This window comes from Rhizobium sp. 2YAF20 (assembly GCF_052114685.1).
Taxonomy (GTDB): Bacteria; Pseudomonadota; Alphaproteobacteria; order Rhizobiales; family Rhizobiaceae; genus Rhizobium.
In genome coordinates, this window is sequence record NZ_JBFRFF010000001.1 from 402,609 (window position 1) to 427,958 (window position 25,350).

A 25,350-nucleotide genomic window follows, 5' to 3' on the forward strand; every position below is an offset into this window, starting at 1 on the left:
GGATATTTCAGGAGGTGCTTCTTGCGGAAGCGAGCCTGGACAATACATATTGATTGCTGAGCCGAGCAAGGAATGCCTCGCTCGGCTCCTCTGTCTGAAAACGACAATTTGCATTTCGACCGAAAGAACATGACGGAACGCCCCATGGATGCCTCTGCCCCCACAAGCCCAAAGTCTTCCTCTCCCGATCAGAACTTCGGTACCACCGGCATCGCGCCGATGGATCGCCCGAGCGCTCTGACGCGCTTCTTCATGGGCATCGTTGCCTGGGCCGAAGGCCTCAATCTCAAATATGCCAAGCTTGGCAACCCGCCGGTCTATGACAACGTGACCTTTCCCTGGGTCTTAGAGGTCGAGAAGGAGTGGCCGGCCATCCGCGCTGAGCTTGATCGCGTTCTTGTCCGCCAGAGCGAGTTGCCGACGTTCCAGGAAATTTCCACCGATGTGAAGACGATCTCGACCGATTCCCGTTGGAAGACATTCTTCCTTGTCGGCTTCGGGGTGAAGTCCGAACAGAATATTCGCGCCTGCCCGGAAACGTGGCGCGCGGTCCAGAAAATTCCCGGCCTGAAGACGGCGATGTTCTCGATCTTCGAGCCAGGCAAGCACCTGCCGGCGCATCGCGGGCCTTATAATGGCGTGCTGCGGCTGCATCTGGGGCTGATCGTGCCGGAGCCGGCCGACAAGCTGGCCATTCGGGTCAAGGACCAGATCTGCCATTGGCAGGAGGGCAAGGCGCTGGTGTTTGACGACGCCTACGAGCACGAGGCCTGGAACCACACCGACAAGACCCGGGTCGTGCTGTTCGTGGATTTCGTCAAACCGCTGAAATTCCCGGCGCGCTTCGTCAACTGGATGCTTATGAACCTTGCGATCTTCACTCCTTTCATCCGCGAGGGTCTTGATAACCACAAGGAGTGGGAAAAGAAATTCTATGCGGAAGCCGAGGCATTGAGGAACCGGCCGAAGGCGGGTTGAGGCCGCATTTGACATTGGGGTCGCCGCCTATTTCGGGGCGCAGATTTCCGAAATCTTCTTTTGTGCGAAAGCGCGCGCCAGATCCTGCATCTGTCCCAATTCGCCGAGATATTTGCCGACATCGCCACTGATGGCGATGTGGCTGTCGGTAATCTTGCATGCACCGATATCGAGTGTGATGGAAGCGTCCAGCTTGCCGGTGACGCTTGCCTGAATGATCCCGTGGCCGGATTTACAGGCAAGGCTTGCCTGAGCGTTGATCACGACGCCATTTGGCGCGGTGCAGAGATCGAAGGCCGTCACGTCGAAGCGGTCCTTGTGATTGAAGCCGCCGGGCATCTTCTCACATGGATTGGCCTCGTCGACCGAGCGCTTGATCTCAGGGCCGAATTTGCTCTGAAGCAAGGACCAGCAGGGCGCGGGCTGGGCTGCGGCACTTGCAACCGTTGAGATTAGCAACACCGCCGACAGAGCCATCCAGATTGCCGAACGGCGTGAAGAAGCTCGAACACAGCTCATCGTAAATCCTCATCCCAGCGGATCAATGCGGAGGGCGAATGTCACGCGGTATCTTCTAGCGAATATTTTCGGCTGTGAGAACCGGCGAGAGCGTGGGGGATGTACGACTTATTAAGCTGCGATCCTCATGCGTCGGCGCAACCACCCTCCCCATTAGCGCAGGGGAATTGCATATGCTGGGCGACTGGAACCAGGGCTGAGAGGTTGAGCCCTCATCCAGAGGTGAATTCGAAGAATTACCTCGACGGACGAGGGCGCCTGCGCCGATGTGTGCGGTTTTGCGCAGGCAAGCAGCCTCGGGGGCAACCCTCGTGGTTCGAGACGACCCTTCGGGCGTCCTCCCCGTGAGGGCTGGAGCGTGCAATCGCCAGTCCTTAGGTGCCGACGTCACCCAGGGGATGGAACGCCGGCGCGGATGGCTTCGGAGAAGCCGGCGGACAGGCCGATTGCCTTTGCTCTTTCATCGATGTGGGAGAGCGACCGCAGTTGCGAAAGCGGCAGCCTGGTGTCGAGCGCGCCGCGGTCATAGGCGTAGTCGGGGAGATAGCCGTTGACGATCAGCCGCCAGTCGAACGGCACGATATCGCCGACGGCGCGCATCATTTTGGCGACCGTCGTCGTGCAGTTCGTCGTCAGGGAATTGTAGAACCGCGGCGAGCTTGCAAGCTCATTGGCATCGGCGACGTATTCAAGCAGCAGGGCACGCGCCTGCTCGGGCGATGCCTTCAGGCGGTAGAGTTGCACGTCTTCGCCGCGGACATTCGAGCGTACGCCGACGACGTCCCGCTCGTCGGCGGCGATGATCACCAGCGGATTGCTCTTGAAGAGGTCGGCGATCGGCGAGAACTCGCCGCCCACGCGCCGGCGGACCTCGACCGACCAGGCAAGCTGCCCGCCGCCCTCGAACCCGAAGCTCAAGATCATGTGGGCTATCTGCGGCCCGGACCAGTAGGACATGAAGACATCGACCGTCCGCAGCTTGGTAAGGTCGTATGTTCTCGTCGTCCACTGTTCGGTAAAGTCCGTATTGCTCCGCCAGTCGAAATTGCGCACGTCCGTCAGGGTCAACATATCCCCGGTTACTGTTCCGGTGACCTGCCTTGCCACATCGGGTGCCCATTCCGCGTAAGCAGACGGGTGGATCGTGCTCCACCATCCGATCGTGACGATAAAGAAGAACGCGAATGCAAGGCCCGCCTGAAGACGCCAGCGGGAAAATAGCGCGACGATCGTGCAAAGGCCGAGCAGGGCAAACAGGCCTGCGACTAATGCTCTGGCGAAGGCGGGGTCCGGCAGGCGATACCAGATGGCAAGCGAGGCCCAGGCGGACAGGGGGACGACCACGATCGCAAGCGATGTGCAAAGGACAGATCGAGCGATACGACGCAATTCTTTCTCCCTTGTAGCGACCTCGTTTGAAAGCGAAGCGTAAATGGTTATGGCTCGGTGCGAGGTCCTCATGCCGGCATGCCACGCCGGAGAATGGCATCTTCGAAGATGCAGGGAACGTAACTTACAGTAACATACGGAGTGCAACTGCTGTGACTATCCGAAATGCGGAATAGTCGCCCATGCCGCGTGCGTGGAAGATACCGGATGTTACGGGCATCACGTCCTGCTTTGTCGTAGAGTGTCCGACGGGAACAGGTCCTTGCGCCTGGGGAGAGGATGGTTCGCATGAGTGTGAGTTCGTCGGCTGAGACCTCGACAATTGCTGATTTCGGTGCGCTGTCCGCGGCCCTTGAGCGCGCCGGCGACAATCTTGCGGCCGGGGTCCATTCCCGATACCTCGCTTCCCTGAACGTGGGGTCGGAACTTGCCGCGTTGCAATCGTCGTTTGTTGCCGCGGGGACGTCGTCGGGGCTTCTTGTATTTCAAGCCATACTGACGGTCGTGCTGGTTTCAGTATTCTTTCTGCTCACGACATTCATCCTCGGAACGAGCAACGGAAGAGCCTGGCGCGGGCTCTTCATAGCGCTTGTCGCGGCCATAGTCGGCCTTGTGCTCGGCATCCTGCTTTCGTGGCTGATGGCGTCGGGCCTTGCCTTCCGGACATTGCGACTTTGGTCGGCCGCCGCAGCGGTTGGTTGCCTCGTGCTTTCCGGCGCCAAATTCCTTCTTGCTCCAGATCGGCCCGGCCTCGTTCGCCGCTCCTGGCGTCTGCTGACACTTCGCAGAGACGTCTCGATCGCGATTGGATGGGCTCTGGCCGGCGTCGCGCTCGTCGGAACCCTTCAGCTCTGGGGTGCTGGTCCCGGCCTCGACGAAATGAGCCGAACATTCGTGGTCGGGTTGCCCGCCTATGCCCTGTTCGTAGCGGCGGTCCTGAGGCATCGGCGCATCATGGCCTGCGTCGTCGCCGGCCCACGCCCAAGAAGTGATTTCCGAAGCCGTTTTGCGAAATCCTGGCCGACTGTCGTGATCAGCCTACTTGCCGTTACCTTTGTCAGCACGCAGATCGCCTTGACCATGGGAGCTCCGCTTCCCGGCACTGCGGTGGTGATGACGGTTCTCCTGTTCATTGCCACCCCCCATCTCGATGCGATCATCGAGACATGGGCGGAGCGGGGCCTTGCGATGGCAACCATACCGATCCTTAGAACGGCTGCCCGGCAAACAGCCCGCTTCGCGTTGCTGATCGTCACCTTCTCGATGCTTGGAATAATCTGGGCAGCTCCCCTCGCCATTGGCTCCGGGCTCCAGCTCAGAAGCGTCGCCCGTGATGCCATCGGCATAGCGCTCATTGCGCTTGTGGCGGCGTTCCTGTGGAATATTGTGGGGACGCTCGTCAGCCGCGCGATATCCTACGAGCGCCAGAGGCTCCCAGGCGTCTCCGGCGCCAGCGGCTCGCCGCGCACGCGTCTCGGCACCATCGTGCCGCTCTTGAGCGCCGGCGGAAAGTCGGGCATCGTCGCAATGGCCTTCGTGTCGATCCTGGTGTCGCTCGGTTTCAATGTCTGGCCCTTGGTCACCGGGCTCAGCGTCTTTGGCCTTGCTGTCGGCTTCGGCTGCCAAGCTATCGTCAAGGACATCGTCAGCGGCCCGTTCTTCCTGATCGACGATTCCTTCCGTTTCGGCGAATACATCGAGACCGCCGGAGCAAAAGGGACGGTCGAGAAGATTTCCGTGAGGTCGGTGTCTCTGCGAAGCGCGGAAGGGTCCATCGTGACCGTCCCTTATGGTCAGATCGGCACGATCGAGAACTTCAGCCGGGACTGGGTCGTCCAGGCGCTGGCCTTCCGCGTCGCCTTCGATACCGACGTCGAACTCGTGCTGAAGCTCTTCAATAAGATCGGAGACGAGATGGCAGCGGATCCGGAATTGGCTTTCGGCTTCCTGAAACCTTTCAGGGGCACCGGTATTTCCGACGTCGAGAATGGCAGCCTGGTCATCAAGGCGGAGTTCACCGCCAGGCCCGGTCGGCAGTCGGCCATCCGCCGCGCGGCCCTGAAGGCCGTACAGGTGGAGTTCCGGGAAAGCGGCATCCAAATCGTGGCGTCGTGAAGGCTCCTGCAGTAGGTCGCGGGGGGCCGGAGCGCCAGTAACATACAGTATGCTCTGCGGGAGACGCCGCTTTCGGCGACAGAGCATGCTGCATCTTACGGGAAGAATGCGATCCGCGCGCGTAATGTGGGCGTTCACAGGCGCGACGATCGGGTTGGGGTGCCCACCAGGTCGTAAGAAGGACGCATCCCGCTCAATGTCGAAAACCTGCAGCTGTCTGCAACGGTTGGGGCACGATACGAGGACTACAAGGTCCACCTGTCAATCGACCCTGAACACTTCCTGTCGAGAAGCCGGGACGCCTCGAAGGGCTGGGTCGATCCGGTCATCGGCCTGTCGATGCACTACGACTTCACGCCGAAGTGGTTTCTCGACACCATGGTCGATATCGGGGGTTTCGGCGTCAGCTCGCACTTCACGACGCAGGATACGATTGCAGTCGGCTACAATTGGAACGACAAGATATCGTCGACGCTCGGCTACCGGGTTCTCTACACCGACTATTCCAAGAACGGCTTCAGTTATGAAGTCACCCAACACGGTATCATCTCAAGCCTGATCATTCACTTCTAGCAAAAAGGCCGGGCGGGAGTTCCGCTAATTCGTCATCCCCGACGGTGCCGCGCCGCTCTTGAGGATGCCATCGAGTTTCTGGTCGTCGGTCGGATGTTTTTCCCTTGGGGCGTTGATAGCGTCCGAGGGAGCCGTGATCGCGTTCGCAGCCGCGTTGTTGATCGTCATCGCGGTACCGGCGACCACCGCCGTGACGCCCTGGAGCGCCCCGACTTCGGTTCCCGTCAAGGTCTGGCCCTTGACCAGCCGCTGGCCGATCAACTGCACGATTTCAGGGCTTTCCGCAAATTTGCCATGGTTCATGCTGTCACCCGTCTTGACCTTGGTGAGATCAAGCACGGTGATGCCTGCCCGCTCGAGCTTTGATTTGTATGGTTCCTCCGCCGGATTGATCGCGCCGACGCGCATGACGCCGCCCGAGATCATCCTCGATGCCGCAAGCGCGCGATCGTCCTGCGAGACGAAGATCGTGAATTTCGGGCGGTGATCGCCAAGCTCGGTGAACTGGCGCGCGAAGACGTCGACGTCGATGTCGGGCGAGGCAAGAATGACGTTGGTGATCTTCGGGTCGACCTGACCATCCCGGATTGCCATTTGTCGCAAGGATTCCATCGCCAGCCAGGTTCCCATCGAATGGGCAAGGACGGTGACATCCTTTACGTCGCGATCCTTTGCGAGATAGCGCAGCGTGTTCTCGAGCGCCGTGCGGGAATAATTGGTGCTCTCCTTGTCGTAAACGTAGTCGCGAAGCCTTGCCCTCGACGGCCAGGTGAACATGATCGGCGTCACCTGCGCCCCGGAATCATGGACGATCTGGGCATATCTGAACACCGCATCCTCATAGGTGTTGTTGAACCCATGGATGAAGACCAGCGCGTGTCCGCCATTGCCGTGCTGCTTGAACCAGGCAAACCCTTCCTGGACGGTTGTCATCGGCTTGACGGAGGTCACGGCGAAATCTGTCTTCGGATTGGGGGGCAGGTGCTTCGGCCACTGGACATCGCCAGCCTTGCGCGTCGAATCCGCCGGGATCGAAATGGTGATATCGGTCAGCGACGGCTTCGGGCTGCGCTCGCCACCAAACAGCGTTGCCGGATTGTCGGAGGCAAGCCGGCTAGTTGCCACAAGCATGTCGACCTTGGAGGCAGTCGGCGACTGGGCAGACACCGCAATGGGCGTCATGACCCCCTTCGGATGACCGGCGCAGGATGACAAGGCGACCGCCAGGGCAAGAAGCGTCGACGAGTGTGGCCGCATTTTTGGCATTGCTGGTGTCGCTCTCGTTACGCCGATCGCTGCAATCGACCCGTTGTCCGGCACCTTTGCCGAAATCTCCGTCATCATGAAGTATGTTACAGTATCATGCGGTTGTCTTCCCTTGATTTTCAGATACTTCCGCCCGCAAGGCCAGACCAGACCTGCTCGATTCCGCCTGAAAATCCAGTATTTCCGCGAGCCTGTCCGCAGGCATGTAACTGTAACCTACTTCCATTCCTGTTCCGGTTGCGCGACGCATGCAGGGGAACTGCTGTGCGAATGCCGATCGGTCCTAACTCAGAGATGGGGAGCAGCTATGCCAATCAGACGCAGACTATTATGGGCTTCGACGATGACGGCCTTCCTGGCGCTCGGGGTCGTCGCTCATGCCGAGACGATCAGCTATGCCGATGCGGTCACGTCGCTTGCCAAGGATTGCGGAGCCGACATCAAGAAGCTCTGCAGCGGGCTCAATCTTGGCAACGGCCAGATCGCCGACTGCCTTCAGAAGAACTCCGCCAAGGTGTCTCCGACTTGCACTTCTACGCTTGGAACAGTCACCGCATCCATCAAGCAGCGTCAGGCGAAGCAGGTCGCCTATTACGAGATCAGCAAGCGCAACATGGCCACCACCTGCAAGGGCGTGAAGGGTGACGGCAACATGCTGTCATGCCTCGTCAAGTCCAATCGCATCGTCAGCGGTCCATGCAACCAGGCCATCACAGATGCGGGATGGCGGTGAACCATGGTCGGAACAGGGAAAATAACGTGTCCGTTCGTCGAATTTGCGCCGCTCTCGTGGCCGGCATTCTGCTTGCGCCCGCTGCAGCCTTCTCTCAGGAGGTGACGCAGGAGCGCATCGTCACCGGTCTTGCCAATGCCTCCAAGGTCGCGCCGAAGATCGATGTCGAGCTTCTGAGGCAACAGGCCGCACAAAACCCCGCCGGCAGCGACGCTGCCCTGCCGAACTGGGCCAATCTCGGCAAGCTTTCGCAGATGGTCGTCGAGATCAACTTCGCCAACGACTCGGTCGCCATGGAGCCGGAATCCTACCGCACGCTCGGCCTCATTGCCGACGCGCTTCATTATCCGAACCTGACGCGCTACAGCTTCCTCGTCGTCGGCCATACGAGTTCGACGGGCGACGCCAAGCATAACCTCCAGCTGAGCGAAGCCCGCGCCAACGCCATCAAGGAACCCCTGTCGACCACCTTCGCCGTCCCCGCCGAGCGTCTCTTCGCGGTCGGAGCGTTCCAGGAATATCCGATCGACGGCACGAACCCCGACCGATGCCGTCAATCGCCGGGTCCAGCTGTTCAATCTCGGGCTGCTGAAGTAGCAGAGTAGGGGCCGCAATCGAACCTCGTAACGGCGCCTTCGCGCCGTTCCGGCAACCTACTCCTCAAAGCGGTCCGTGGCGCCCCGATCGCGGTCGTATCGTCTCATGAGCGGAAACGGCGGCAACCAGGTTTCGCGACGGATGATCCAGCTTTCGTAGGTTGGCATCAGTTGGTCGGGGGCGTCCAGGGATCCCAGGTTCACTTCGATTTCGTCTGCGGTGCGTGCGAAAACGGACGAGCCGCAGCGGGGACAGAAAAACCGCCCGGCATAGTCGCCCGTTTCGCCACTGATCGTCACCGCATCCTGAGGGAATATCGCGGAAGCGTGAAAAAGCGCTCCGTGATGCTTGCGGCAGTCGAGACAGTGACAAAGGCCGACCCGGTATGGGGCACCTGACGCTACAATTTGGACGTTGCCGCACAGGCAACCGCCCGTAAATCGGTCCATGCTGCGCCTCCTTCAAAATCAAGCGGGTGGAATGTTTACAGTCTCAGTTCGCGGATATGGGGGTATCCATCATATGACAAGAAATGGCGGGCCGGAGAGGTCGAGTTGTTCGAGCCGGAGCAAGGAGCCAAGAGCTCCGTCTGTTCGGCCCAATGCGTTCCCCGATGGGCTCGCTCGGAAGGAACCCGCGCTTTCAGCTAGCTACCGATCTGCTGCATGAGACCAAGCGCGTCCATCAGGATACGCGAGCGCTTGATTTTGCCGTGCTCCAAACTATCAATCACCATCCCCCAAACCGACACTTTACGGCCCGAAGCGGAGACGCCAAAGAATTCGCCGTTGTGCGTGCCTGTCCATGTAAAACAGGTCAGCACACTGGCGCCTTCGGCGACCTGCTCCTCGATAGTCCAGTGCATATCCGGAAATGCAGCGAACATTTCGCGAAGCACGTCCTTCAACCCGGCAAGGCCAGGACCTTGCCCAGGAAACGGAACCAACTCGACCATGTCCTCCGCCATATAATCGCCGGCGGCATCAAGATTCCGATTATTGATGACAATCTCTACGAAGTTTCGAACCAACTGTTTGTTTTCTTCGGTGGTCATCTCTCAGAAGCCTCCTGAACAGTCCAGTACATCCTTAGCTTGCAACCGATCGGCGGGAATGGCGATACCCTTTAGCATCGAAATCAAGGTTATTGAGATCAACACTCTGCATGCCGCGACCCTACATTGTCCAGCATATAGATCTATTGCCGGCAATCACAGGGGGGAGCCATCGAACGTTCCGCCTCGAGTTTGAAACGGCCAGATTCCATCGCTACGCTCCCATCGCTTTGCCGGGCTATTCAGCTGGAAGCCGACGCGTAGCTCTTGGCTGGCTCCGGCTCATCGCGCTCTTCCTCCGATCCGCAAGCGCTGACGTTCGGCCTCAAACCAAACGTCACCATTCGTCGCGCGGAAGAAGAAGGTCCCTGGGTGACGGATTCGGACCCTGGTGCCATCTTTGTTCTGGAGTGATCTCGGTTCGTTCATAATTCTGGACGCCACCTGACTGAATTCATTATCTTTTCTGCCGATGCCGCCAGCAAAAATCTGGACTCGCTTTCGACAATTTTGGACTGGAAACCCCACAACGGGACAATTCTGGACTGACTTCGAACCGTTTTTGCCGACCCGCCCCTTCCAATGGATAAGCGATTGGCCGGCGGCGCGAGCTGTCGCCCGCCACTGCAATGCGGCGTTGTTCAAAATAGGAGCTTGTCGATGACCATATTCGTGCAAATGCGTGAAAGCCGGAAAAGATCGAGCGGTCACGTCATTGGATCGGCGACGGAATAGTTACGCCGGAAGCCAATCTCTTCCAACGACTGCAAGTCCTTCTCGATACGGCAAAGGTAAAGCAGCGGTTCAATCGTGGGGCCGCCGCGCGCGTTCTCGACGAACTGCGGGCCGCTGCTTTTCGCGCGGGCATCGCCGCGGTAGCAGCGCTTGATCGGCTAGCTCTCGACCTTTCTGAGGATGAAATCGATGACAATGAGGGCATTGCGGAGATCCGGGATGACCTGATCCATACGTCGCCGAATATCCCATACCTGTTGCTCGGCGAACGATCGGTCGTCGACATACGAAGGTCGGTGGCTGCCCCTGTGCATCGTCTATTCCGAGACATACGAGGCGTTCAAGCGAGGAAGGAACGCAAAGCTTCATGCCGAACCGAGTGTCATACCTCAGACGCCGATTCAACCGGTTCCGAAAGGGATTCAGTAAGAGCACGCAAACGGTTGAAATTGCTGATAGTTACGAATCGGTGTGCTGTGAGAAATTGGCAGCGAAATGAGGCAATACCAACCGAGCTGGCCACTGATCGACGCCAACGTGACCGAAAATCAGGTCGTCGGAGCTGGCTCCTCGATCGCTTTTCCCAGCCGGTCCAGCTCGAGCGAATAACAGAACAATCCGAACAATATTGCGACGATCGAAACCACCCTGATAAGCGCCTCGCCGAACGGAGGCAGCGACCCCAATTCCGGCAGGTGTCTGAAGAATACGGCCGAGAAGAGCGCGCCGCCGAACAGGAAGCTCATCCGGGCTGCGAAGAATACCAGATGGGCGATGAACATGTTGTGGCACGGTGGCTGGACGGTCACCCAGCGAACCCTCGCCCAATAGCATGTTTGAAGTAGAAGGGTGCCTGCCAACACGCCAAGCTGGCGGGACGGGCGGATGTCCTGCTGCTCGCCGAGGTGTGTGACGAGCGAATAGAAGATCGGGAATACAATTCACAACAGGAGACCAACTACCAGCGTTTGAACAGCCAGAAGCGCGGCATAGACGATCATATTTCGCGCGTTCGACCTCATATTCGAGCGGACTGCCTCCCGTGCTTCCCAAGCGCACGGTGTCGATATCACCAATCCATATATAGCGCCTAGTTGCCGATTTGCACTGATGGAGGGGGCGTCCAACTCATCAGTGCAAATCGGATAACGGCACAAAGCCAGCGCCAGCAACCAAGCCCTCGTTCTATGCCACCGTCTTGTCAGCCCACGTTCTGACTGCTGTAGCCATAGTTGTCAGGTGGTCGGCTGCGGTGAAACCAGAGACCTTCTTTCTCGGCTTCAGGCTATGATCGCCATCCTCGAGCCAAAGAATTTCGATGCGCTTAGAGAGCGTGTAGCAGGATACCTCGTCTTGCGTTCCAAACTGGTCGCGGGTTCCTTGGCAGATCAAGGTCGGAGTGCGCAACTCTGCAAGGTGCTGCGTGCGAAGCTTGTCTGGCTGACCGATGGGGTGGAAGGGATAGCCAAGGCACAGAAGCCCACTGATTTTTCCGGCCGAATATAAACCGTCGGCAATCATGCTTGCTATTCGGCCGCCCATGGATCTGCCGCCTATGATTAGCGCTCCGGTCGCGGCGAGATCAGCGATCGCAGACTGGTATTCTGGAATAAGCGTCTCCGCTCTCGGCGGCGGTGGACGGGCATCCGAAACGCGGCGCGCTGCCATGTATTCGAATTCGAAGCGCACAACCCGAAAGCCTAAATGGGCGAGAGCTTCAGCGGAATCGTTCATCGCGGACGAGTCCATTGCGCCGCCAGCCCCGTGGGCCAACAAAATGGTGACGCGTGCGTCATTCGGACCAAGGATCAAGAAGCTCATCGACATCGAAAGCCATCGCTCGCTGATGGAGGGAACGGCGCGAATGCAGAACATATCGCATCGACAGACATTGTTCGGTTATCGTGAATAATTCGTAAACCTCGCAACCGAGCCTTCAGCCTCGTATGGAATACGTAGCCGCGCCTGGCACCCCTCATGTTACTTTCGGCGCTCTCGGCGTTGCCGGTGAACATGATCTTGCCATCGCTGCCGAATATTGCCGCTACCTTCCAAGCCGATTTCGCCCTCGTCAACCTCTCGGTTGCAGGCCGGTCGCATTGACGGCCATTTCCATTTTCATCGTGGCGTCTGTCGGCTGCGCTCTCGCTGGCAATATCGGCGTCTTCCTTCTTTTTCGAGCGACGCAAGCGGCCATTCCGTCTCCTGACGTGCATCGGGCTTTTGGTTGGCCTGGTCCTGTCGATGTCGGGCGCGACCCACGCTCTGGCTTTCTTCGGACCTTGCATGTTCATCGGTATAGGCAACGGACTGACCATGCCCGCAGCCAACACGGGCGCGCTGTCCGTGCGCGCCGATCTCGCTGGAGCCGCTGCGGGGCTGGCAGCTGCAATGAGCATCGCTGGCGGAGCGCTCTAGCCTCTATCGCCGGTCTGTTTCTTGCTGGATCAGGTGCAATCCATGCTTTGTTCGACGAACGGGCGAGCAGGGCTGCTCTTGGCGAAGACATTGAACATCCGGCGACTACATCGGTGCTCTTGGCGAAAAAGCAGTCACGGTTACACGTAGACGTTCCACCTGCTTTGTCGCCGCATCATCGATCGACAAAGCTGCTATACTCAACGTCGCCGCGGAGTGACTGGAGGCCGCGATGATGAATGGCATGATGGGAAGCGGAACGACGTGGGGCATGGGCGTAGCCGCCCTGTTGCTCGTCGTCGCAATGTTGTTGATCGTTGCGGTGATTATCGCGCTTATCAAATACGTCTTCTATCGATGAGGCTGGCGGATCGGAATGTGAACCCTCTTCGATCGGGACCGAAGATGGTAAGTTCAGGTAACGGCGCTGCGTGAATTAGTCTGGCGAGGGTGCGGCCTGGGAACTCAGGTGGCCAGCCGCCTCATCAATATGCTATTCGGCGGACGGCTCCCGCAGATCTGGCTGGTGGCTATGCAGCATCGTTGCTGCCGGTCGCGCTTGCGGTCCTATTGCTCACAACGCCGTGGATCGCCGGCGCGGTGTTCTTCGCCATCCTGTTCGGATTGTTTTGCTATTCGCTCGAGCTGGACCGGCTCGGAAAGGCAATCGAGGAGTCGGCCCCGACAAATTGATTTGCGGTCGCTCGCTTCGCTGCCCATTTCGCGATGCGCACCGGGTCGTAACTATCAGCAACTTCAACCGCTTGCATGCGTAGACCTCCGCGGTGTCGAAGAAGGTGACACCGCGCTCGACGGCTGCGCGGATGGGGGTCACCATTCCTGCTTGCCGGCCGCCCGCGAGCGCGGAATCAATGTAGCTTAGCGCCGACCGCCTGACCTGTCCCCAGCGCCGCGAGGGTCTCTAAGGGAGGTTCGCCAAACTGCCGCGTGTATCGGTGTGAGCAGGTCGATGTCATGATGCGGTCCAACGAAAGTGCTGCGGCCCAGCATTCCTGTGCAAACAACCAACCAAGGACGTACGATGAAACCGCTCAAGTTTGCTTTGTCGATATTCGGAGCATTGTTGATTATGCCGGGTTTGATTTGGGCGGCGCAGGGTACGGTTACTTTCCCTACCCGGCGAGCAGCTTCATGATTTACGAGACGAAATGGGTTTATCGCGGCGCGACGACGGCGATGGTCGGAGTTGCGGTGTTGTTTCTCGCCCGACGCCTTTGAAGCGATCCGCCTGTTGGCCATGGATCGGCGCTTCCGTCACAGGGCCGACGATATGGTTGACTTTCTGAACTTCCAAGACGCGAGGCGTAGAGGCCTCCTTAAGCTTCTCTAGAGGATCACCCTAAGCACGGGCCTTCGCGCTTTCATGAAATCTGATCCTCTCAGATATCTATTCCAAACATTTCCGCCCATGAAAAGTATGCTAAACAGCATGCCAATGGGTGCCCTAATGGCTCCCGCGAGGTATTCCATGAAAGGCCGATGCGAGCCACATGAAATCTGATCGTCTTGGGCTTTCTTTGTTGAAAATAAAGTTTCCACGTCTGCGGGAGCATCTCGACAGCGCCTTCATTGACAGCGAAAATCTGCGTGACATTTGCGGAAGTTACAGTGAGGCGATTGGCTATCGTGATCTGTTGCGACGCGGTGGCGACCCCAGTCTTCTCGCTGAGTACGACCTCATCTGTTCGGAGTTGGAAGCCGATGTACGAAACGAGGTCGCACCGACGCTATCGTGGGCGATGACAGATAGAAACACGTGATGTCTCTTTTGCGGTCTGTTTCCTTTGTCTGATCGCCCGCAATTGGCTTCATGGGATTTGTCGAGAACCAGAACTGCTGTTGTCCTGACACGAAGACGGACCGGAATCCGATTTCCGATCCGACCACACTTGGTGGTCTATCCTCGACTATTACGGCCGGAGGCCTCCGATTGTGTAGCCACCATCTACCGTGATCTCTTGGCCCGTGACAAAGTTGGCATCGTCCGAAAGCAACCAAGCGACAGTGCCGGCGACCTCTTCTGGTGTGCCGTTGCGGCGCAGGGGCGTGTGCTCGGCGAGGCGAGCGGCAAAAGCGGGGTCGATCACGTCATCCGCCATCGGCGTCAGAATGATGCCCGGATTGATGGCATTGATCCGGATGTTCCGCGGACCCTGTTCCACGGCGAGCGTGCGCATCATGGCAAGCAGCGCGCCTTTCGTACTCGCATATGCCCCGGCACCCGGCATCACCCCGCCGGCCGTCCACGAGGCGTTGATGAGAATGCTGCCGCCGTCCAAAAACGGCAGGCAATGCTTGATCGTAAAGAAGGTCCCACGCAGGTTCGTGCTGATCAATACGTCAAAGTCGCCTGATTCAGTTGCAGCCAAAGGCTTGAATTCGCCAAGCACTCCGGCATTGGCGAAGACCGCGTCCAACCGCCCGAAGCGCGCAATTGCCTTCTCAACAGTTGCAGCAACCGCATCGCAATCAGAAATATCGCATGCAACAGCCATTGCCGCGCCGCCGCCCGCTTCGATTTCCGACAGCAGTTGATTGATCGGTTGGGGGCGACGTCCCACCAGAATAACTTGTGCACCCTCCTCGACTAAGCGAAGGGCAGCGGCGCGTCCCATGCCTGTTCCTGCGCCCGTGATGAGGACAGTTTTGTCTATAAATCGTGTTTGTGCCACGTTGTGCTCCTTGAACGAATTCCGGCATGGCAGTTGTAATTGCAATGACATCTAGCGATAATCGGGGAAATTCTTTCGTTATCTGAAAGTAGAAATATCGAATGGGTTTGTTTCGCTCCATGCAGGTGTTCGTGATGGCGGTGCAGGAAGGCTCGATGAGCGCCGCCGCCGTAAGACTGGGCATGTCGCCGGCTATGGTCGGGCAACATGTGGCGGCGCTAGAAGAGCGGCTTGGCACGCGCCTTCTGAATAGGACAACACGCCGCCAAAGCTTGACAGACTTCGGGACGAGTTATGTCGAGCAATGCCGGGACATTCTCGATCGCGTGGCCGTCGCGGATCGGGACGCGGAAACATCACAAACCAAGGCGCGTGGGCAGTTGAGGATGACAGCACCGACGACCTTCGGGGCCGAGGTGTTAATGCCAGCCTTGCAGCGCTATCGTGCGCTTGCCCCTGAGGTGACGCTCGACATCACGTTGACGGACCGCAACGTCGATATCGTAGAAGAAGGCTTCGACATTGCTTTTCGCATTGGCGAACTCCCAGACAGCCGCCTCATTGCGCGTAGTCTCACTGCCTACCGCATGATGATTTGTGCCGCGCCCGACTATCTTGTTTGGAGGGGTACACCTAAACATCCTAGCGAGCTTTCAAGTCACGAAGTCGTCGGCTTTACGCCGGCATCTCGCTCGCCTTGGAGGTTGTCGAAAGGCAATGAGGAGGTGGAAGTGGCTCCCCACATGTCGATCACAGTCAACAACGGCCAGGCCGTACGCACTGCCGCTCGTGCTGGGCTGGGCGTTATCATGCAACCGGCCATCCTGCTGGCTTCCGATGTGCAAGCAGGCCAGCTCGTCCAGCTTTTTCCTGAATGGCATTTGCGCGAACGGCCCATGTCACTCATATACTACCGTGATCGACGCATGACGCCACGCTTGCGCAGCATCATTTCGTTTGCCATTGCGGAATTCGGCGCTGACCCCGAGGAGCCGGCGTGACTGCCAGCCCAACGCCCACACGTGGCGCGTTCTGGGAGGTTCCGATCGCCCTCACGCCTGTGATGTTGTTGCCGGTCGCTTGCTCCGTTTCATCCTCCTGATCTCAGGACTGATTGTCGATCTGCACGTTGTGCTCAGAATAGAGCAGCGATCCGGGTGTCGTGAGCCGCTCGCCGGTTTCCAACAGCGTCTTTAGACCGGAAAGGACCATCGGCCAGCCGCCGTAGAGTTCGGGATTGGCGTCTTCGGGCAGGCGGTCGTGGATGACGGTCAGTCGACAGGAATCGCCGACAGGAATGATCTCCCAGGTCACACGCGAGAAGCCGGCCGCCTTCACTTCGTCGCTCCAAAGCGCCCGAAAGCTCTGCACGAGCCGTCGAGGAGGATCGACCTCCAGGTTCTCTCCTTCAGTGATGTCGAGTTTCGCGGAGTCGATGCCGCCAGGAACGGACGCGAGGTAGCGTGAGCCGGGGGTCCATTCCGAGTGAACCTCGACCCCGAAGCTATACTTCGCCCTCATCTTGGGATCGATGATCGCCTGCCAGAGACGTTCAGGCGTCGTCTTGATGTAGATTTCGAAGACTGCCATCGCCCCGCCGCCCGGAGACGGCACAAGTGGCACCTGGTGAGGGACGTAAATCTGCTCCATTGGTTCCTCCTCGAGTTGTCGCTTGAGGCTCGTGAGTGTCACGGCCCAGCGATCGGTGTATTTATTTACCCAACGCTCGTAGATCCGGCGGATCGGAATCGGATTGAGGAAATGGAGCTTCTCGCGCCCCATTCGCTTGGTCACAACCAGTCCGGCTTTTTCAAGCAATCGCAGGTGCTTCATGACGCCAAAGCGCGTCATTGGAACGTGCTGTTCCAGCGCGCTGAGCGTCTGGCCGTCTCGCTCGAACAGCGCGTCCAGAAGGCTACGGCGTGTCGGATCGGCAAGCGCCCTAAAAACTTCGTCATCCATCGCTCAATATATAGGTGACCATATGGTCACATGTCAATATGAAATCCCATCGGCGGCCGAAATTGCCGATTTAACCGCAGAAGTGAGGTGCTGCCCAGTTTCCTGAGATTGAGGCGCGTTACGAGCGCCACCTTGCGAAGATGAAGCGGTGAAGTTTGCGGGATCGCGTCAGGCGAGCGCTGCGCCTTAAAACATGAAATATAATTCATATTTACCTCAATACATGTATCTCTATTCATCCAACTAATTTTGCCTGACTTGACAAAATGTATCATAAGTCATATTCTGACGCATATATGAATCATGAGCCATGAGCCAGGCATGTTTGCGTCGTTTCTAAAACAGGTGAAGCCTTTGAGGAAGGCTGCGTCGCTGTCTCAGCGCGATCTGGGAGAGCTGATTGGCCTAGATCAGGGTTATGTCTCTCGCCTTGAGCGAGGAGCCATCAACCCGGAAGCAGCCACCCTACAGGCTGTGGCCGAAGCACTGCAGATGCAGATCGTATTCGTACCCAACCGGGCAATCAGCCGCGTCAATTCAATCATCTCCGAGTACTTGGCGCCGCCATCCGGCCCTCACAAGCCCTACGAGGGTTCAGTGCTGGAAGATGTGTTCATCCCTGATGGCTATGATGGGGAAGACGATGAAACACCTACACGGGGCGCGACAGCGGCAAAGCAATGAGCAATACGCTGTCCGTCTCTCTGAGATCCGGCAAGGCAGAGACTCATGTTGGAACCTTGATCAGGGAACGAAGCGGGCTAATGCGCTTCATTGTCGAAGGGGCCTACATCGCGCTTGGTGAGAACAGACCTATCCTCAGCTCGTCAATCCGCTTCATCGGAGACGAAGAGCGGACGGTTCGAATGCTGACTTCCGGTCCAATCATGCAGCCAGGACGGGATCTGCATCCCTGGTTCTCCAACCTGCTGCCAGAAGGCGCGCTTCGCGACCTCGTTTTGCGGGGACTTCCGACTGGGGCCACAACAGATTTTGACGTGCTCGCCCATCTTGGCCACGATCTGCCGGGAGCTGTGGTGGTTCGCGTTCAGGATGAGCTTGCCGCGGCTCCTCCTGAACGCGGCTCGGTTGTGGGCATCAAACCCGAGATATTAAAGGGGGATTACGTTCTGGCGGTCAAACGGTTTGACCGTGCCGCCGACGGCGCGCGCGTTCATATGGAGGATTTTTGTCAGGTGATGCAGGCTCCAAAGGAGCGAAAATATACCGCGGCCAACGAAGAGACGGTCATGAACCTTGCCAAACGCTTCGGCCGAGGCACGAAGGATTATCTGGAGATCGTCCGTCGCACCACGGTCAACATATTGCTCGGAAATGGCGATGCGCATCTCAAGAACCACTCGCTGATCTATGAGGATGGGATCAACGGCGCTCTCAGCCCGGCCTACGATATCGTCGCCACGATTGTCTATGACGGCAGCAACGAGCTTGCCTTGAAATTTCGAGATAGCCTCGATTCGCTGATCGTCGGACTGGCACGTTTCCAGAAGGCAGCCGATTTGGCAGGCGCTCCCGTGAACGTCGTCAAGAAAGAAGTCACCCGTACAGTCGAAAAGGCGGCCGACACCTGGGGCAAGATGACGGAAGATCTCCCATTGTCCGGCGAACACGCTCGGATAATCATGGATCGCGTGAAGACACTTCGACTCATCGCGGACACGAACGTTGCGTTCTAGCCTCAGTTGATTTCCTGAGAAATACGCCGCAGTCCGCTCTTATGGCAGGTCGTATGTTCTCGTCGTCCAGTGTTCGGTAAAATCCGTGTTGCTCCGCCAGTCGAAATTGCGCACGTCCGTGAGGGTCAACATATCCCCGGTTACTGTTCCGGTGACCTGCCTTGCCACATCGGGTGCCCATTCCGCGTAGGCAGACGGGTGGATCGTGCTCCACCATCCGATCGTGACGATAAAGAAGAACGCGAATGCAAGGCCCGCCTGAAGACGCCAGCGGGAAAATAGCGCGACGATCGTGCAAAGGCGGAGCAGGGCAAACAGGCCTGCGACTAATGCTCTGGCGAAGGCGGGGTCGGGCAGGCGATACCAGATGGCAAGCGACGCCCAGGCGGATGCCAGCACTACGGCAAATGCGAGAGCGGTCCAGGCGACGCGGGGCGGTGCTACCCTCCGACTTCAGTCTCGATGCGGTGACGGAAACCGTCGACGGCGCCAGCCAAGTTTTGTCGCAGGGCTTCATGCCCGGCATCTGGACTTGCTGAGCGTGACGGCTGAAGTTTTCGATGGTGGCAATCTGGCCATAGGGCACCGTGACGATCGAACCCTCGGCGCTTCGGAGCGACACCGAGGTGTTCGTGTTGCCGACGGCAACGGACACGCTTCTCGGGAACGGCAAATGGGGCGCGGGTCCGACATCCGTCGTGCTGAAGCAGGACGGCCCTTCACCTACGGAGCAACTGGCAATCACGTCTGGTCGTTCGCAGGACAGGACGATCGTCCCGACGTCAGCTCGACATTCCTGCAGCCGTTCACCTCCTACTCGACCAAGGACGCCTGGACCTTCGGGTTGAACACCGAGTCGACCTACAACTGGGGAACCCATAACTGGGCCGTTCCGATCAACCCGACGGCCGGGTTGCGTTACTGGGCGACCGCGCCCGACAGCGGCCCGTGCGGTCTTGGCTTCAGGGTGCCGGTCACATTCCTGTTCCCGAAGTGACGAGAAGGCTGCGTAGGTGAAGGGCGAGCCTTTAGAGGCGGCCTCCGGAGCAATGGAACTTCCGGTTTCAAAGACATCCTCTGTGCGATTGACGTCCGTGTGACGCAGCAGCGCTCTGTTCGACCGACCGCCTCTGAGAAACGCCAGGCCATGCGTGGCTGGTTTTGAACAAGAAGATCACACTGCACATCCCGGAATTGAACAAGACCAACTGGATCGACCGCGCCTTCTCGCGGGTCGACTTCACGTTCGACTAAGAGGTGAACTTACGTGAACACTGCGCCGGCATCCATGTCGTGCTTTTCAAGAGGCAAGGTATGGGCGTCGGCGTGCTCTATTCGATTGAGATGCACCAATACTTCGATGCCTTACTTCTTCCTGTGCATGCAGGAGACGGATGTTTGCATCGCGCGCGTCGCAGCGCTCATGCTGCTGTGGTGCTTACCGACCATGAGCAGATTTTTCCCGTCAGGTGCTTTCTCAACAACGCTGCAGCTTTTGCTGTGAGGGGCGTGCACAACATAGTAACTGGACGCCGCCAGCGCGGGAGCTGCCGCCAAAATAAGAGCAGCAGTTGTCAATGCGATAGCCTTGAGCATAACTTTCCTCCTCGGTGAATTTTGACTTTGCGACTGCACGAATGCACTTGCAGTTCAAGTATACGCCGCATTCACAGGTGATGCACTCATACGGCGAAAATATACTTTCCGAGCGATAGTGAAGGACTTCGTCGGTCCTAAAGGCGAAGCTGTGTCGCAGTTGCTACCTCACATGGCGAATTTTCATTGGCTTTTTCCACACGTCCGACGGATTGTCACGCAACTACTTGCCTTGGAACAATAACCTCTCATCCCTTGCGTAGTCGCTCCACCACGAGGCCGTGATGGAAAGGGAGATAGCTCACACTCATCGATGATCGCGTCTGTTCGCAGAAATGCGGTGTTTTGACGGCCGAGCATTGCCTCTGGGGAAGGTCGCTGGGACACTGATCCGTCATGAAACCGAACGGTGCAGCGCTCGTATAACAGCAGACTTAGCCGTCAAGAGTGCGACCCACGCACGCCGAGTCGATCCTAGCGGTCGCGTTCCTTAATGCGTTTCTTTTCATCATAGCGGCTTTGATTCTTCACACCCTCGGGCCATCTGTGCGCCTGCAGTGAATCCTATCGCTGCCCAGGCCAAGAGCGCCGCTGTTTGGCAGATGCGCCATCCGTTGAGCAATCAATACCCAACACCAGCGCGACCTTGATCTTTAGGCTGCCGAGCGGGTGTTGAGAGCCGCCAGCAGTCCCTTGAGCTCGGGTTCATCCACTCGGGTCGCTGCTTCGACGGGCGACATCCATTCTAGGGAGCGCTCGCTGCATTCAGGGAACTTGTCGTAGACTTTCTCGACCGCAAGTAAATGCACCGCCACAACCGCGGGAGCTTTGTTCCCATCATCGAGTGTCTTGAGATAGGTGTAATGGCCAAGAGGCTTTTTCTTTGCCCTGCCTTTGACGCCGGCCTCCTCCCATGCCTCGCGTTCGGCGACCTCATGCGGCTCCAATCCCTTGATCGGCCACCCTTTCGGTATGGTCCAGCGACGTGTTTCGCGGGTGGTGACAAGCAAGATTTCGGCGCGAGCATCCGAGCCTGTGCGGTAACAAATGGCACCGAATTGTTCAAACGCCTCGCCGCGCATCATCACCTCTGCATACGCAGCGAGACGCGCGAGAAGGGATTCGTTTTTGCTCATGGGGCCGTTCCTTGCCAGTGATCAAGAATGGAGTGAAAATTGATTCCGGACAATAGTCAGCGTGGGAATCCGTGTGGAATTGCCGCCCAGACGCGTGATATTCCATACGTTCGGCCATTCCTAAGACTTTATGACCACGATTTGCGGAAAGCGTATAGCGCTATCTAGTCCACGCTTATGTGGCGATGCAGAGCGGAGAAAATGGCGCACCCGACAGGATTCGAACCTGTGACCTTTGGAATCGGAATCCAACACTCTATCCAGCTGAGCTACGGGTGCATGCCTGAGGCGGGTTAGCGCCTGTCCGATGGGAGGTTCTTAGCCTAGGAAGGGTTTGGCTTCAATGCGGAAAATGCGTGAAACGGGGGAGAAGTGCATATCTCTTCGGGGAGACGCAAATAGGCCGCGAGCGTTGGCGTTCGCGGCCTATTGGATATCATGAGCTGTTGACGCTCAGGCCATCTTCATGGCGCCGGGGCCGGGGATGGCTTTTGGCGGCACCTTGCCGAGGATGATCATGCCGAGCACTTCGTCCTTGGTAACGTCCTCGGTGCGTGCGTGGCCGACGACCTGGCCGTTCTTCATGACCGAGACGCGGTCGGCAAGATCGAAGACATCGTGGATGTCGTGGCTGATCAGGAAGATGCCGATGCCTTCTCTCTTCAGTTGCTTGATGAGCTCGCCGACCTGCGCGGTCTCCTGGGGGCCGAGGGCCGCAGTCGGTTCGTCCATGATCAGGATGCGGGCATTGAAGAGGATGGCGCGGGCAATCGCCACCGATTGGCGCTGGCCGCCCGAAAGTGCCTTCACCGGCTCCTTGAAGCGCTTGAAGTTCGGGTTCAGCCGGCCCATGACTTCGCGGGCCGAGGCTTCCATCGCCACGTCGTCAAGCGTGCCCCAGCGGGTCTGTAGTTCGCGGCCGAGATAGAGGTTGGCGGCCGCGTCGACATTGTCGGCGACGGCAAGCGTCTGGTAGATCGTCTCGATGCCGTATTTCTTGGCGTCGCGCGGGGTGCGTATGTCGACCGGTTCGCCGTTGATCAGAATGTCGCCGCTGTCGCGCTTGTAGGCGCCGGAGAGGATCTTGATCAGTGTCGACTTGCCGGCGCCGTTGTGGCCGAGAAGGGCGACGACTTCGCCGGGGAAGAGGTCCACCGACGCGTTGTCTACCGCGTGGATACCGCCGAAGGAGATGGAAATGTTCTTTAGTTCCACGAGCGGAGTGGTTTGATCCGTCATTGTTCAGTTCCCTCTTACTTGGCGCGCGAGCGGTAGACGGTATCAAGCCAGACGGCGATCACCAGTACCGCGCCGACGACCACGTTTTGAATTGGCGTGTCGACGTTTGCCAGCCCCATGCCCGATTGCAGAGACTGCATGACCAAGGCGCCGATCATGGCGCCGGCGACCGTTCCCGTGCCGCCGGCAAGCGACGTTCCGCCAATGACTGCCGCGGCAATGGTGTAGAGCTCATAGGTAGTGCCCTGCGAATTGGCGGCGGCGTTGAGGCGTGCGGTCGATATTGCGGCAGCGACGGCGGCGAGAAGCCCCATCAGCGCGAAGATCTTCACCGTGACCCAGCGCGTCTTGATGCCGGCGAGTTCGGCCGCCTCCGGATTGCCGCCGATTGCGAAGACGTAGCGGCCGAAGCGCAGGCGGGTGGAAACGAAGGTCACGATGATACCGACGAAGAGGGCGATCAGGACCGGAACCGAGATGCCGTAGGAGATGTCGAGCCCGGTCTCGGGCCAGGGAATATTGTGTGTCTCCGCATATTTCTTGGCGATGCCCACCGGCCAATAGTAGCTGTTGAAGACCCAGATGGTCCCGAGAATAAGGACGCAGCTCAAGGCAGACAGGAGATATTCGGCCCAGAGCGGCCGTCTCGGGAAGCCGAAGCGCTTTCTCTGGCCACGCGAGTGGACGATGCTGAGCATGACCAGCAGGCAGGCGACGATGCCGAGAACCCAGCTCCAGGTCGCGCCGATAGAGCCTTCAGCGCCGCCGCCCATGACGCGGAACGTGACATCAAGCGGCGCCACGGTCTGGCCGCTGGTAACGTACCAGGCCAAGCCGCGCCAGGCGAGAAATCCGCCGAGCGTGACGATGAAGGAAGGGACGTTCAGAAAGGCGATGATGACGCCCTGGAAGGTGCCGATGGCCGTGCCGACCGCCAGGCCGCAGAGCAATGTGATGACCCAGGTAAGCGAACTGTCGAAGCCGAGATACTGCGGCAGGTACTTCGCCTGCACCACGCCCATGATCATGGCGACGAAGCCGAGCATCGAGCCGATCGACAGGTCGATGTTGCGCGTGACGATGATGAGGACCATGCCGGAGGCAAGGACCGCGATCTCAGTGGTCTGGACCGAAAGGTTCCAAAGGTTTCTCGGTGTCAGGAACAGGCCGCCGGTATAGATATGGAAGCCGATCCAGATGATCAGCAGCGCCCCGAGCATGCCAAGGAGCCGGGTGTCGATCTCTGTCGCGCGCAGAAAGCGCGTGATCGCCCCGGCGTCGGCATTGCGCGCGCTGTTGGATGTTGTGGACTGCGTCATGTCGGCCATCGCTTTGCCGTTCTCCACTGTTGAGCGCGCGCTGGCGAGGCTTGTCGGCTATCGCTGGCAGTCTTCGCGCTGATATCAAGATACGCCACTGCGGATGCTTCCGGGACCCGCTTTTCGCCTGGGCCTATGTTTTCCGGACGGGCATCAAACGTCGCGATGGTGGCGCAGTGCCAATACGGTGGTCAGGATCTCCGCTTTGACGGGATCGTGCCTGAGCCGCATTCGACGCCGCACCGGAAAGCCGTTGCGGCGTCGTGAAGATTTAGCTGGTCAGGTGATGTTTACTTGCAGGCAGCAACGCTACCGGCCTTCACACCCTGGCATGCTTCAGCCTTGGAAATCCAACCGGCGTCGATGACGACGTTGAGATTGTCCTTGGTGATCGGAAGCGGCGTCAGGAAGACCGACTGCATCTCGACTTTCTTCGGGCCGTCCTTGAAGACCTTAACGCCTTCGATCTCGTTCAGCTTCTTGCCGCCGGCAAGGCTGAGAGCGATTTCTGCGGCGCGCTTGCCGAGTTCACGGGAGTCCTTCCAGACGGAAACAGTCTGGGTGCCGAGCGCGATGCGGTTGAGAGCGGCCTTGTCGGCATCCTGGCCCGAAACCGGAACGGAGCCTGCGAGGCCCTGGGCGTCGAGGGCAGCGATAGCGCCGCCGGCGGTGCCGTCGTTGGAGGCGACGACCGCGTCAACCTTGTTGTTGTTGGCGGTCAGGATCTGCTCCATGTTGCGCTGTGCGTTCTGGGGCAGCCAGCCGTCGGTGTATGCTTCGCCGACCTTCTTGATCTTGCCGGCGTCCATGGCGGACTTCAGCACTTCCAACTGGCCTGCGAACAGGAAGTCTGCATTCGGGTCGGACGACGAGCCCTTAATGAAGACGTAGTTGCCTGCCGGTTTTGCGGCAAGAACGCCACGTGCCTGCATGCGGCCGACTTCCTTGTTGTCGAAGGTGATGTAGAAGGCAGACGGATTTTCGATCAGGCGGTCGTAGCCGACGACTGGGATGCCTTCATCGGCAGCCTTTTCGATGGCCGGGCCGATGGCGTCGCTGTCCTGGGCGAGGATGATCAGTGCGTTGGCGCCCTGGGAAATCAACGATTCGACGTCCGTCAGCTGCTTGGAAGCGGAGGACTGGGCGTCAGCGGAAATGTATTTGGCCCCGGCGGCAGCAAGTGCCTTCTTGATGGCGGCTTCGTCGGTCTTCCAACGTTCTTCCTGGAAGTTAGACCAGGAAACACCAACCACCAGATCCTTGGCGAAGGCCGCGGTCTGCATGGTCAAGACCAAAGCCGCGCCTGCAGCCAGCTTGATAAAAGCTCTCAT

General features: G+C 58.6%; 25 protein-coding genes, 1 tRNA gene and 3 pseudogenes. 13 read left to right on the forward strand and 16 right to left on the reverse strand.

What is annotated here, in order from left to right:
• The first annotated feature begins 144 nt into the window (after positions 1–144).
• Entirely contained in the window at positions 145–978 is an 834-nt protein-coding gene (locus AB4Z52_RS01920) for an aspartyl/asparaginyl beta-hydroxylase domain-containing protein (RefSeq protein WP_442216203.1), read from the forward strand.
• Positions 979–1,005: 27 nt separating this feature from the next.
• On the opposite strand, the gene AB4Z52_RS01925 is transcribed toward AB4Z52_RS01920, so the two are convergent.
• Positions 1,006–1,455 carry a hypothetical protein gene (locus AB4Z52_RS01925; protein WP_442216204.1) on the reverse strand — a complete coding sequence of 150 codons (450 nt, stop codon included), beginning with the start codon at positions 1,453–1,455 and terminating at the stop codon, positions 1,006–1,008.
• Positions 1,456–1,884: 429 nt separating this feature from the next.
• Positions 1,885–2,886, reverse strand: coding sequence for an Lnb N-terminal periplasmic domain-containing protein (locus AB4Z52_RS01930; protein ID WP_442216205.1), 1,002 nt, complete (start codon positions 2,884–2,886; stop codon positions 1,885–1,887).
• 288 nt (positions 2,887–3,174) lie between these two features.
• Here AB4Z52_RS01930 and AB4Z52_RS01935 point away from each other — a divergent pair, with 288 nt between their 5' ends.
• Both AB4Z52_RS01935 and AB4Z52_RS01940 read left to right on the forward strand, forming a co-directional pair.
• Entirely contained in the window at positions 3,175–5,001 is a 1,827-nt protein-coding gene (locus AB4Z52_RS01935; RefSeq protein ID WP_442216206.1) for a mechanosensitive ion channel family protein, read from the forward strand.
• A gap of 339 nt (positions 5,002–5,340) precedes the next feature.
• Positions 5,341–5,574, forward strand: a complete 234-nt coding sequence (locus tag AB4Z52_RS01940) for a hypothetical protein (RefSeq protein WP_442216207.1) — start codon at positions 5,341–5,343, stop codon at positions 5,572–5,574.
• 24 nt (positions 5,575–5,598) lie between these two features.
• On the opposite strand, the gene AB4Z52_RS01945 is transcribed toward AB4Z52_RS01940, so the two are convergent.
• Entirely contained in the window at positions 5,599–6,840 is a 1,242-nt protein-coding gene (locus tag AB4Z52_RS01945) for an alpha/beta hydrolase (RefSeq protein ID WP_442216636.1), read from the reverse strand.
• Positions 6,841–7,147: 307 nt separating this feature from the next.
• Between AB4Z52_RS01945 and AB4Z52_RS01950 the strand changes: the two genes are divergently transcribed.
• Positions 7,148–7,573, forward strand: coding sequence for a cysteine rich repeat-containing protein (locus tag AB4Z52_RS01950; protein ID WP_442216208.1), 426 nt, complete (start codon positions 7,148–7,150; stop codon positions 7,571–7,573).
• Positions 7,564–8,170: pseudogene (locus AB4Z52_RS01955) on the forward strand (OmpA family protein). The gene AB4Z52_RS01950 and the pseudogene AB4Z52_RS01955 overlap by 10 nt, the downstream one beginning before the upstream one ends.
• Positions 8,171–8,226: 56 nt before the next feature.
• Here AB4Z52_RS01955 and AB4Z52_RS01960 read toward each other — a convergent pair.
• The 4 genes from AB4Z52_RS01960 to AB4Z52_RS01975 form a co-directional block, all read right to left on the reverse strand.
• A complete protein-coding gene (locus AB4Z52_RS01960; RefSeq protein ID WP_442216209.1) occupies positions 8,227–8,619 on the reverse strand; it encodes a GFA family protein in 393 nt (130 codons plus the stop codon).
• Between the two features lie 197 nt (positions 8,620–8,816).
• Positions 8,817–9,224, reverse strand: a complete 408-nt coding sequence (locus tag AB4Z52_RS01965) for an ester cyclase (protein WP_442216210.1) — start codon at positions 9,222–9,224, stop codon at positions 8,817–8,819.
• Positions 9,225–10,507: 1,283 nt separating this feature from the next.
• Positions 10,508–10,768: a hypothetical protein gene (locus AB4Z52_RS01970; RefSeq protein WP_442216211.1), complete on the reverse strand. Its 261-nt coding sequence runs from the start codon at positions 10,766–10,768 to the stop codon at positions 10,508–10,510.
• A 376-nt stretch (positions 10,769–11,144) separates the two neighbouring features.
• On the reverse strand, positions 11,145–11,786 hold the full coding sequence (locus AB4Z52_RS01975) for an alpha/beta hydrolase family protein (protein ID WP_442216637.1): 642 nt from the start codon (positions 11,784–11,786) through the stop codon (positions 11,145–11,147).
• A gap of 132 nt (positions 11,787–11,918) precedes the next feature.
• Here AB4Z52_RS01975 and AB4Z52_RS01980 point away from each other — a divergent pair.
• The 4 genes and pseudogenes from AB4Z52_RS01980 to AB4Z52_RS01995 all read left to right on the forward strand — a co-directional run.
• Positions 11,919–12,457, forward strand: a pseudogene (locus AB4Z52_RS01980) (hypothetical protein); the annotation flags it as partial.
• Between the two features lie 152 nt (positions 12,458–12,609).
• Positions 12,610–12,738 carry a hypothetical protein gene (locus AB4Z52_RS01985; protein ID WP_442216212.1) on the forward strand — a complete coding sequence of 43 codons (129 nt, stop codon included), beginning with the start codon at positions 12,610–12,612 and terminating at the stop codon, positions 12,736–12,738.
• A 614-nt stretch (positions 12,739–13,352) separates the two neighbouring features.
• Complete coding sequence (locus AB4Z52_RS01990) at positions 13,353–13,616, forward strand: hypothetical protein (RefSeq protein WP_442216213.1); 264 nt, start codon at positions 13,353–13,355, stop codon at positions 13,614–13,616.
• Between the two features lie 272 nt (positions 13,617–13,888).
• On the forward strand, positions 13,889–14,158 hold the full coding sequence (locus AB4Z52_RS01995; protein WP_442216214.1) for a nodulation protein: 270 nt from the start codon (positions 13,889–13,891) through the stop codon (positions 14,156–14,158).
• A 150-nt stretch (positions 14,159–14,308) separates the two neighbouring features.
• Here the strand turns inward: AB4Z52_RS01995 and AB4Z52_RS02000 are convergent, their stop codons facing one another.
• Complete coding sequence (locus tag AB4Z52_RS02000; protein WP_442216215.1) at positions 14,309–15,070, reverse strand: SDR family NAD(P)-dependent oxidoreductase; 762 nt, start codon at positions 15,068–15,070, stop codon at positions 14,309–14,311.
• A gap of 101 nt (positions 15,071–15,171) precedes the next feature.
• Between AB4Z52_RS02000 and AB4Z52_RS02005 the strand changes: the two genes are divergently transcribed.
• Entirely contained in the window at positions 15,172–16,071 is a 900-nt protein-coding gene (locus AB4Z52_RS02005; protein WP_442216216.1) for a LysR family transcriptional regulator, read from the forward strand.
• A 103-nt stretch (positions 16,072–16,174) separates the two neighbouring features.
• Here AB4Z52_RS02005 and AB4Z52_RS02010 read toward each other — a convergent pair whose 3' ends face one another.
• Positions 16,175–17,032 carry an ArsR/SmtB family transcription factor gene (locus AB4Z52_RS02010; protein ID WP_442216217.1) on the reverse strand — a complete coding sequence of 286 codons (858 nt, stop codon included), beginning with the start codon at positions 17,030–17,032 and terminating at the stop codon, positions 16,175–16,177.
• A 321-nt stretch (positions 17,033–17,353) separates the two neighbouring features.
• On the opposite strand from AB4Z52_RS02010, the gene AB4Z52_RS02015 reads away from it, so the two are divergent.
• Together AB4Z52_RS02015 and AB4Z52_RS02020 are read left to right on the forward strand one after the other, a co-directional pair.
• Positions 17,354–17,716: a helix-turn-helix domain-containing protein gene (locus AB4Z52_RS02015; protein ID WP_442216218.1), complete on the forward strand. Its 363-nt coding sequence runs from the start codon at positions 17,354–17,356 to the stop codon at positions 17,714–17,716.
• Positions 17,713–18,729, forward strand: coding sequence for a type II toxin-antitoxin system HipA family toxin (locus tag AB4Z52_RS02020; RefSeq protein WP_442216219.1), 1,017 nt, complete (start codon positions 17,713–17,715; stop codon positions 18,727–18,729). Before AB4Z52_RS02015 ends, AB4Z52_RS02020 begins: the two co-directional genes overlap by 4 nt.
• Positions 18,730–18,768: 39 nt before the next feature.
• Here AB4Z52_RS02020 and AB4Z52_RS02025 read toward each other — a convergent pair whose 3' ends face one another.
• Positions 18,769–19,128 carry a hypothetical protein gene (locus AB4Z52_RS02025; protein WP_442216220.1) on the reverse strand — a complete coding sequence of 120 codons (360 nt, stop codon included), beginning with the start codon at positions 19,126–19,128 and terminating at the stop codon, positions 18,769–18,771.
• Between the two features lie 227 nt (positions 19,129–19,355).
• Here AB4Z52_RS02025 and AB4Z52_RS02030 point away from each other — a divergent pair.
• Positions 19,356–19,726: pseudogene (locus AB4Z52_RS02030) on the forward strand (transporter); the annotation flags it as partial.
• A 368-nt stretch (positions 19,727–20,094) separates the two neighbouring features.
• Here AB4Z52_RS02030 and AB4Z52_RS02035 read toward each other — a convergent pair.
• The 6 genes from AB4Z52_RS02035 to xylF all read right to left on the reverse strand — a co-directional run bounded on the left by AB4Z52_RS02035 (position 20,095) and on the right by xylF (position 25,350).
• Positions 20,095–20,325, reverse strand: a complete 231-nt coding sequence (locus tag AB4Z52_RS02035; RefSeq protein ID WP_442216221.1) for a hypothetical protein — start codon at positions 20,323–20,325, stop codon at positions 20,095–20,097.
• Between the two features lie 653 nt (positions 20,326–20,978).
• Positions 20,979–21,461: an NUDIX hydrolase gene (locus AB4Z52_RS02040; protein WP_442216222.1), complete on the reverse strand. Its 483-nt coding sequence runs from the start codon at positions 21,459–21,461 to the stop codon at positions 20,979–20,981.
• 202 nt (positions 21,462–21,663) lie between these two features.
• Positions 21,664–21,740: transfer RNA gene (locus AB4Z52_RS02045), tRNA-Arg, on the reverse strand.
• 174 nt (positions 21,741–21,914) lie between these two features.
• A complete protein-coding gene (locus tag AB4Z52_RS02050; RefSeq protein WP_442216223.1) occupies positions 21,915–22,700 on the reverse strand; it encodes an ATP-binding cassette domain-containing protein in 786 nt (261 codons plus the stop codon).
• 14 nt (positions 22,701–22,714) lie between these two features.
• The gene (locus AB4Z52_RS02055; RefSeq protein ID WP_442216224.1) at positions 22,715–24,028 is read right to left on the reverse strand and encodes a sugar ABC transporter permease; all 1,314 of its coding nucleotides are present in this window, start codon (positions 24,026–24,028) and stop codon (positions 22,715–22,717) included.
• Positions 24,029–24,309: 281 nt separating this feature from the next.
• Positions 24,310–25,350, reverse strand: coding sequence for a D-xylose ABC transporter substrate-binding protein (gene xylF / locus AB4Z52_RS02060; RefSeq protein WP_442216225.1), 1,041 nt, complete (start codon positions 25,348–25,350; stop codon positions 24,310–24,312).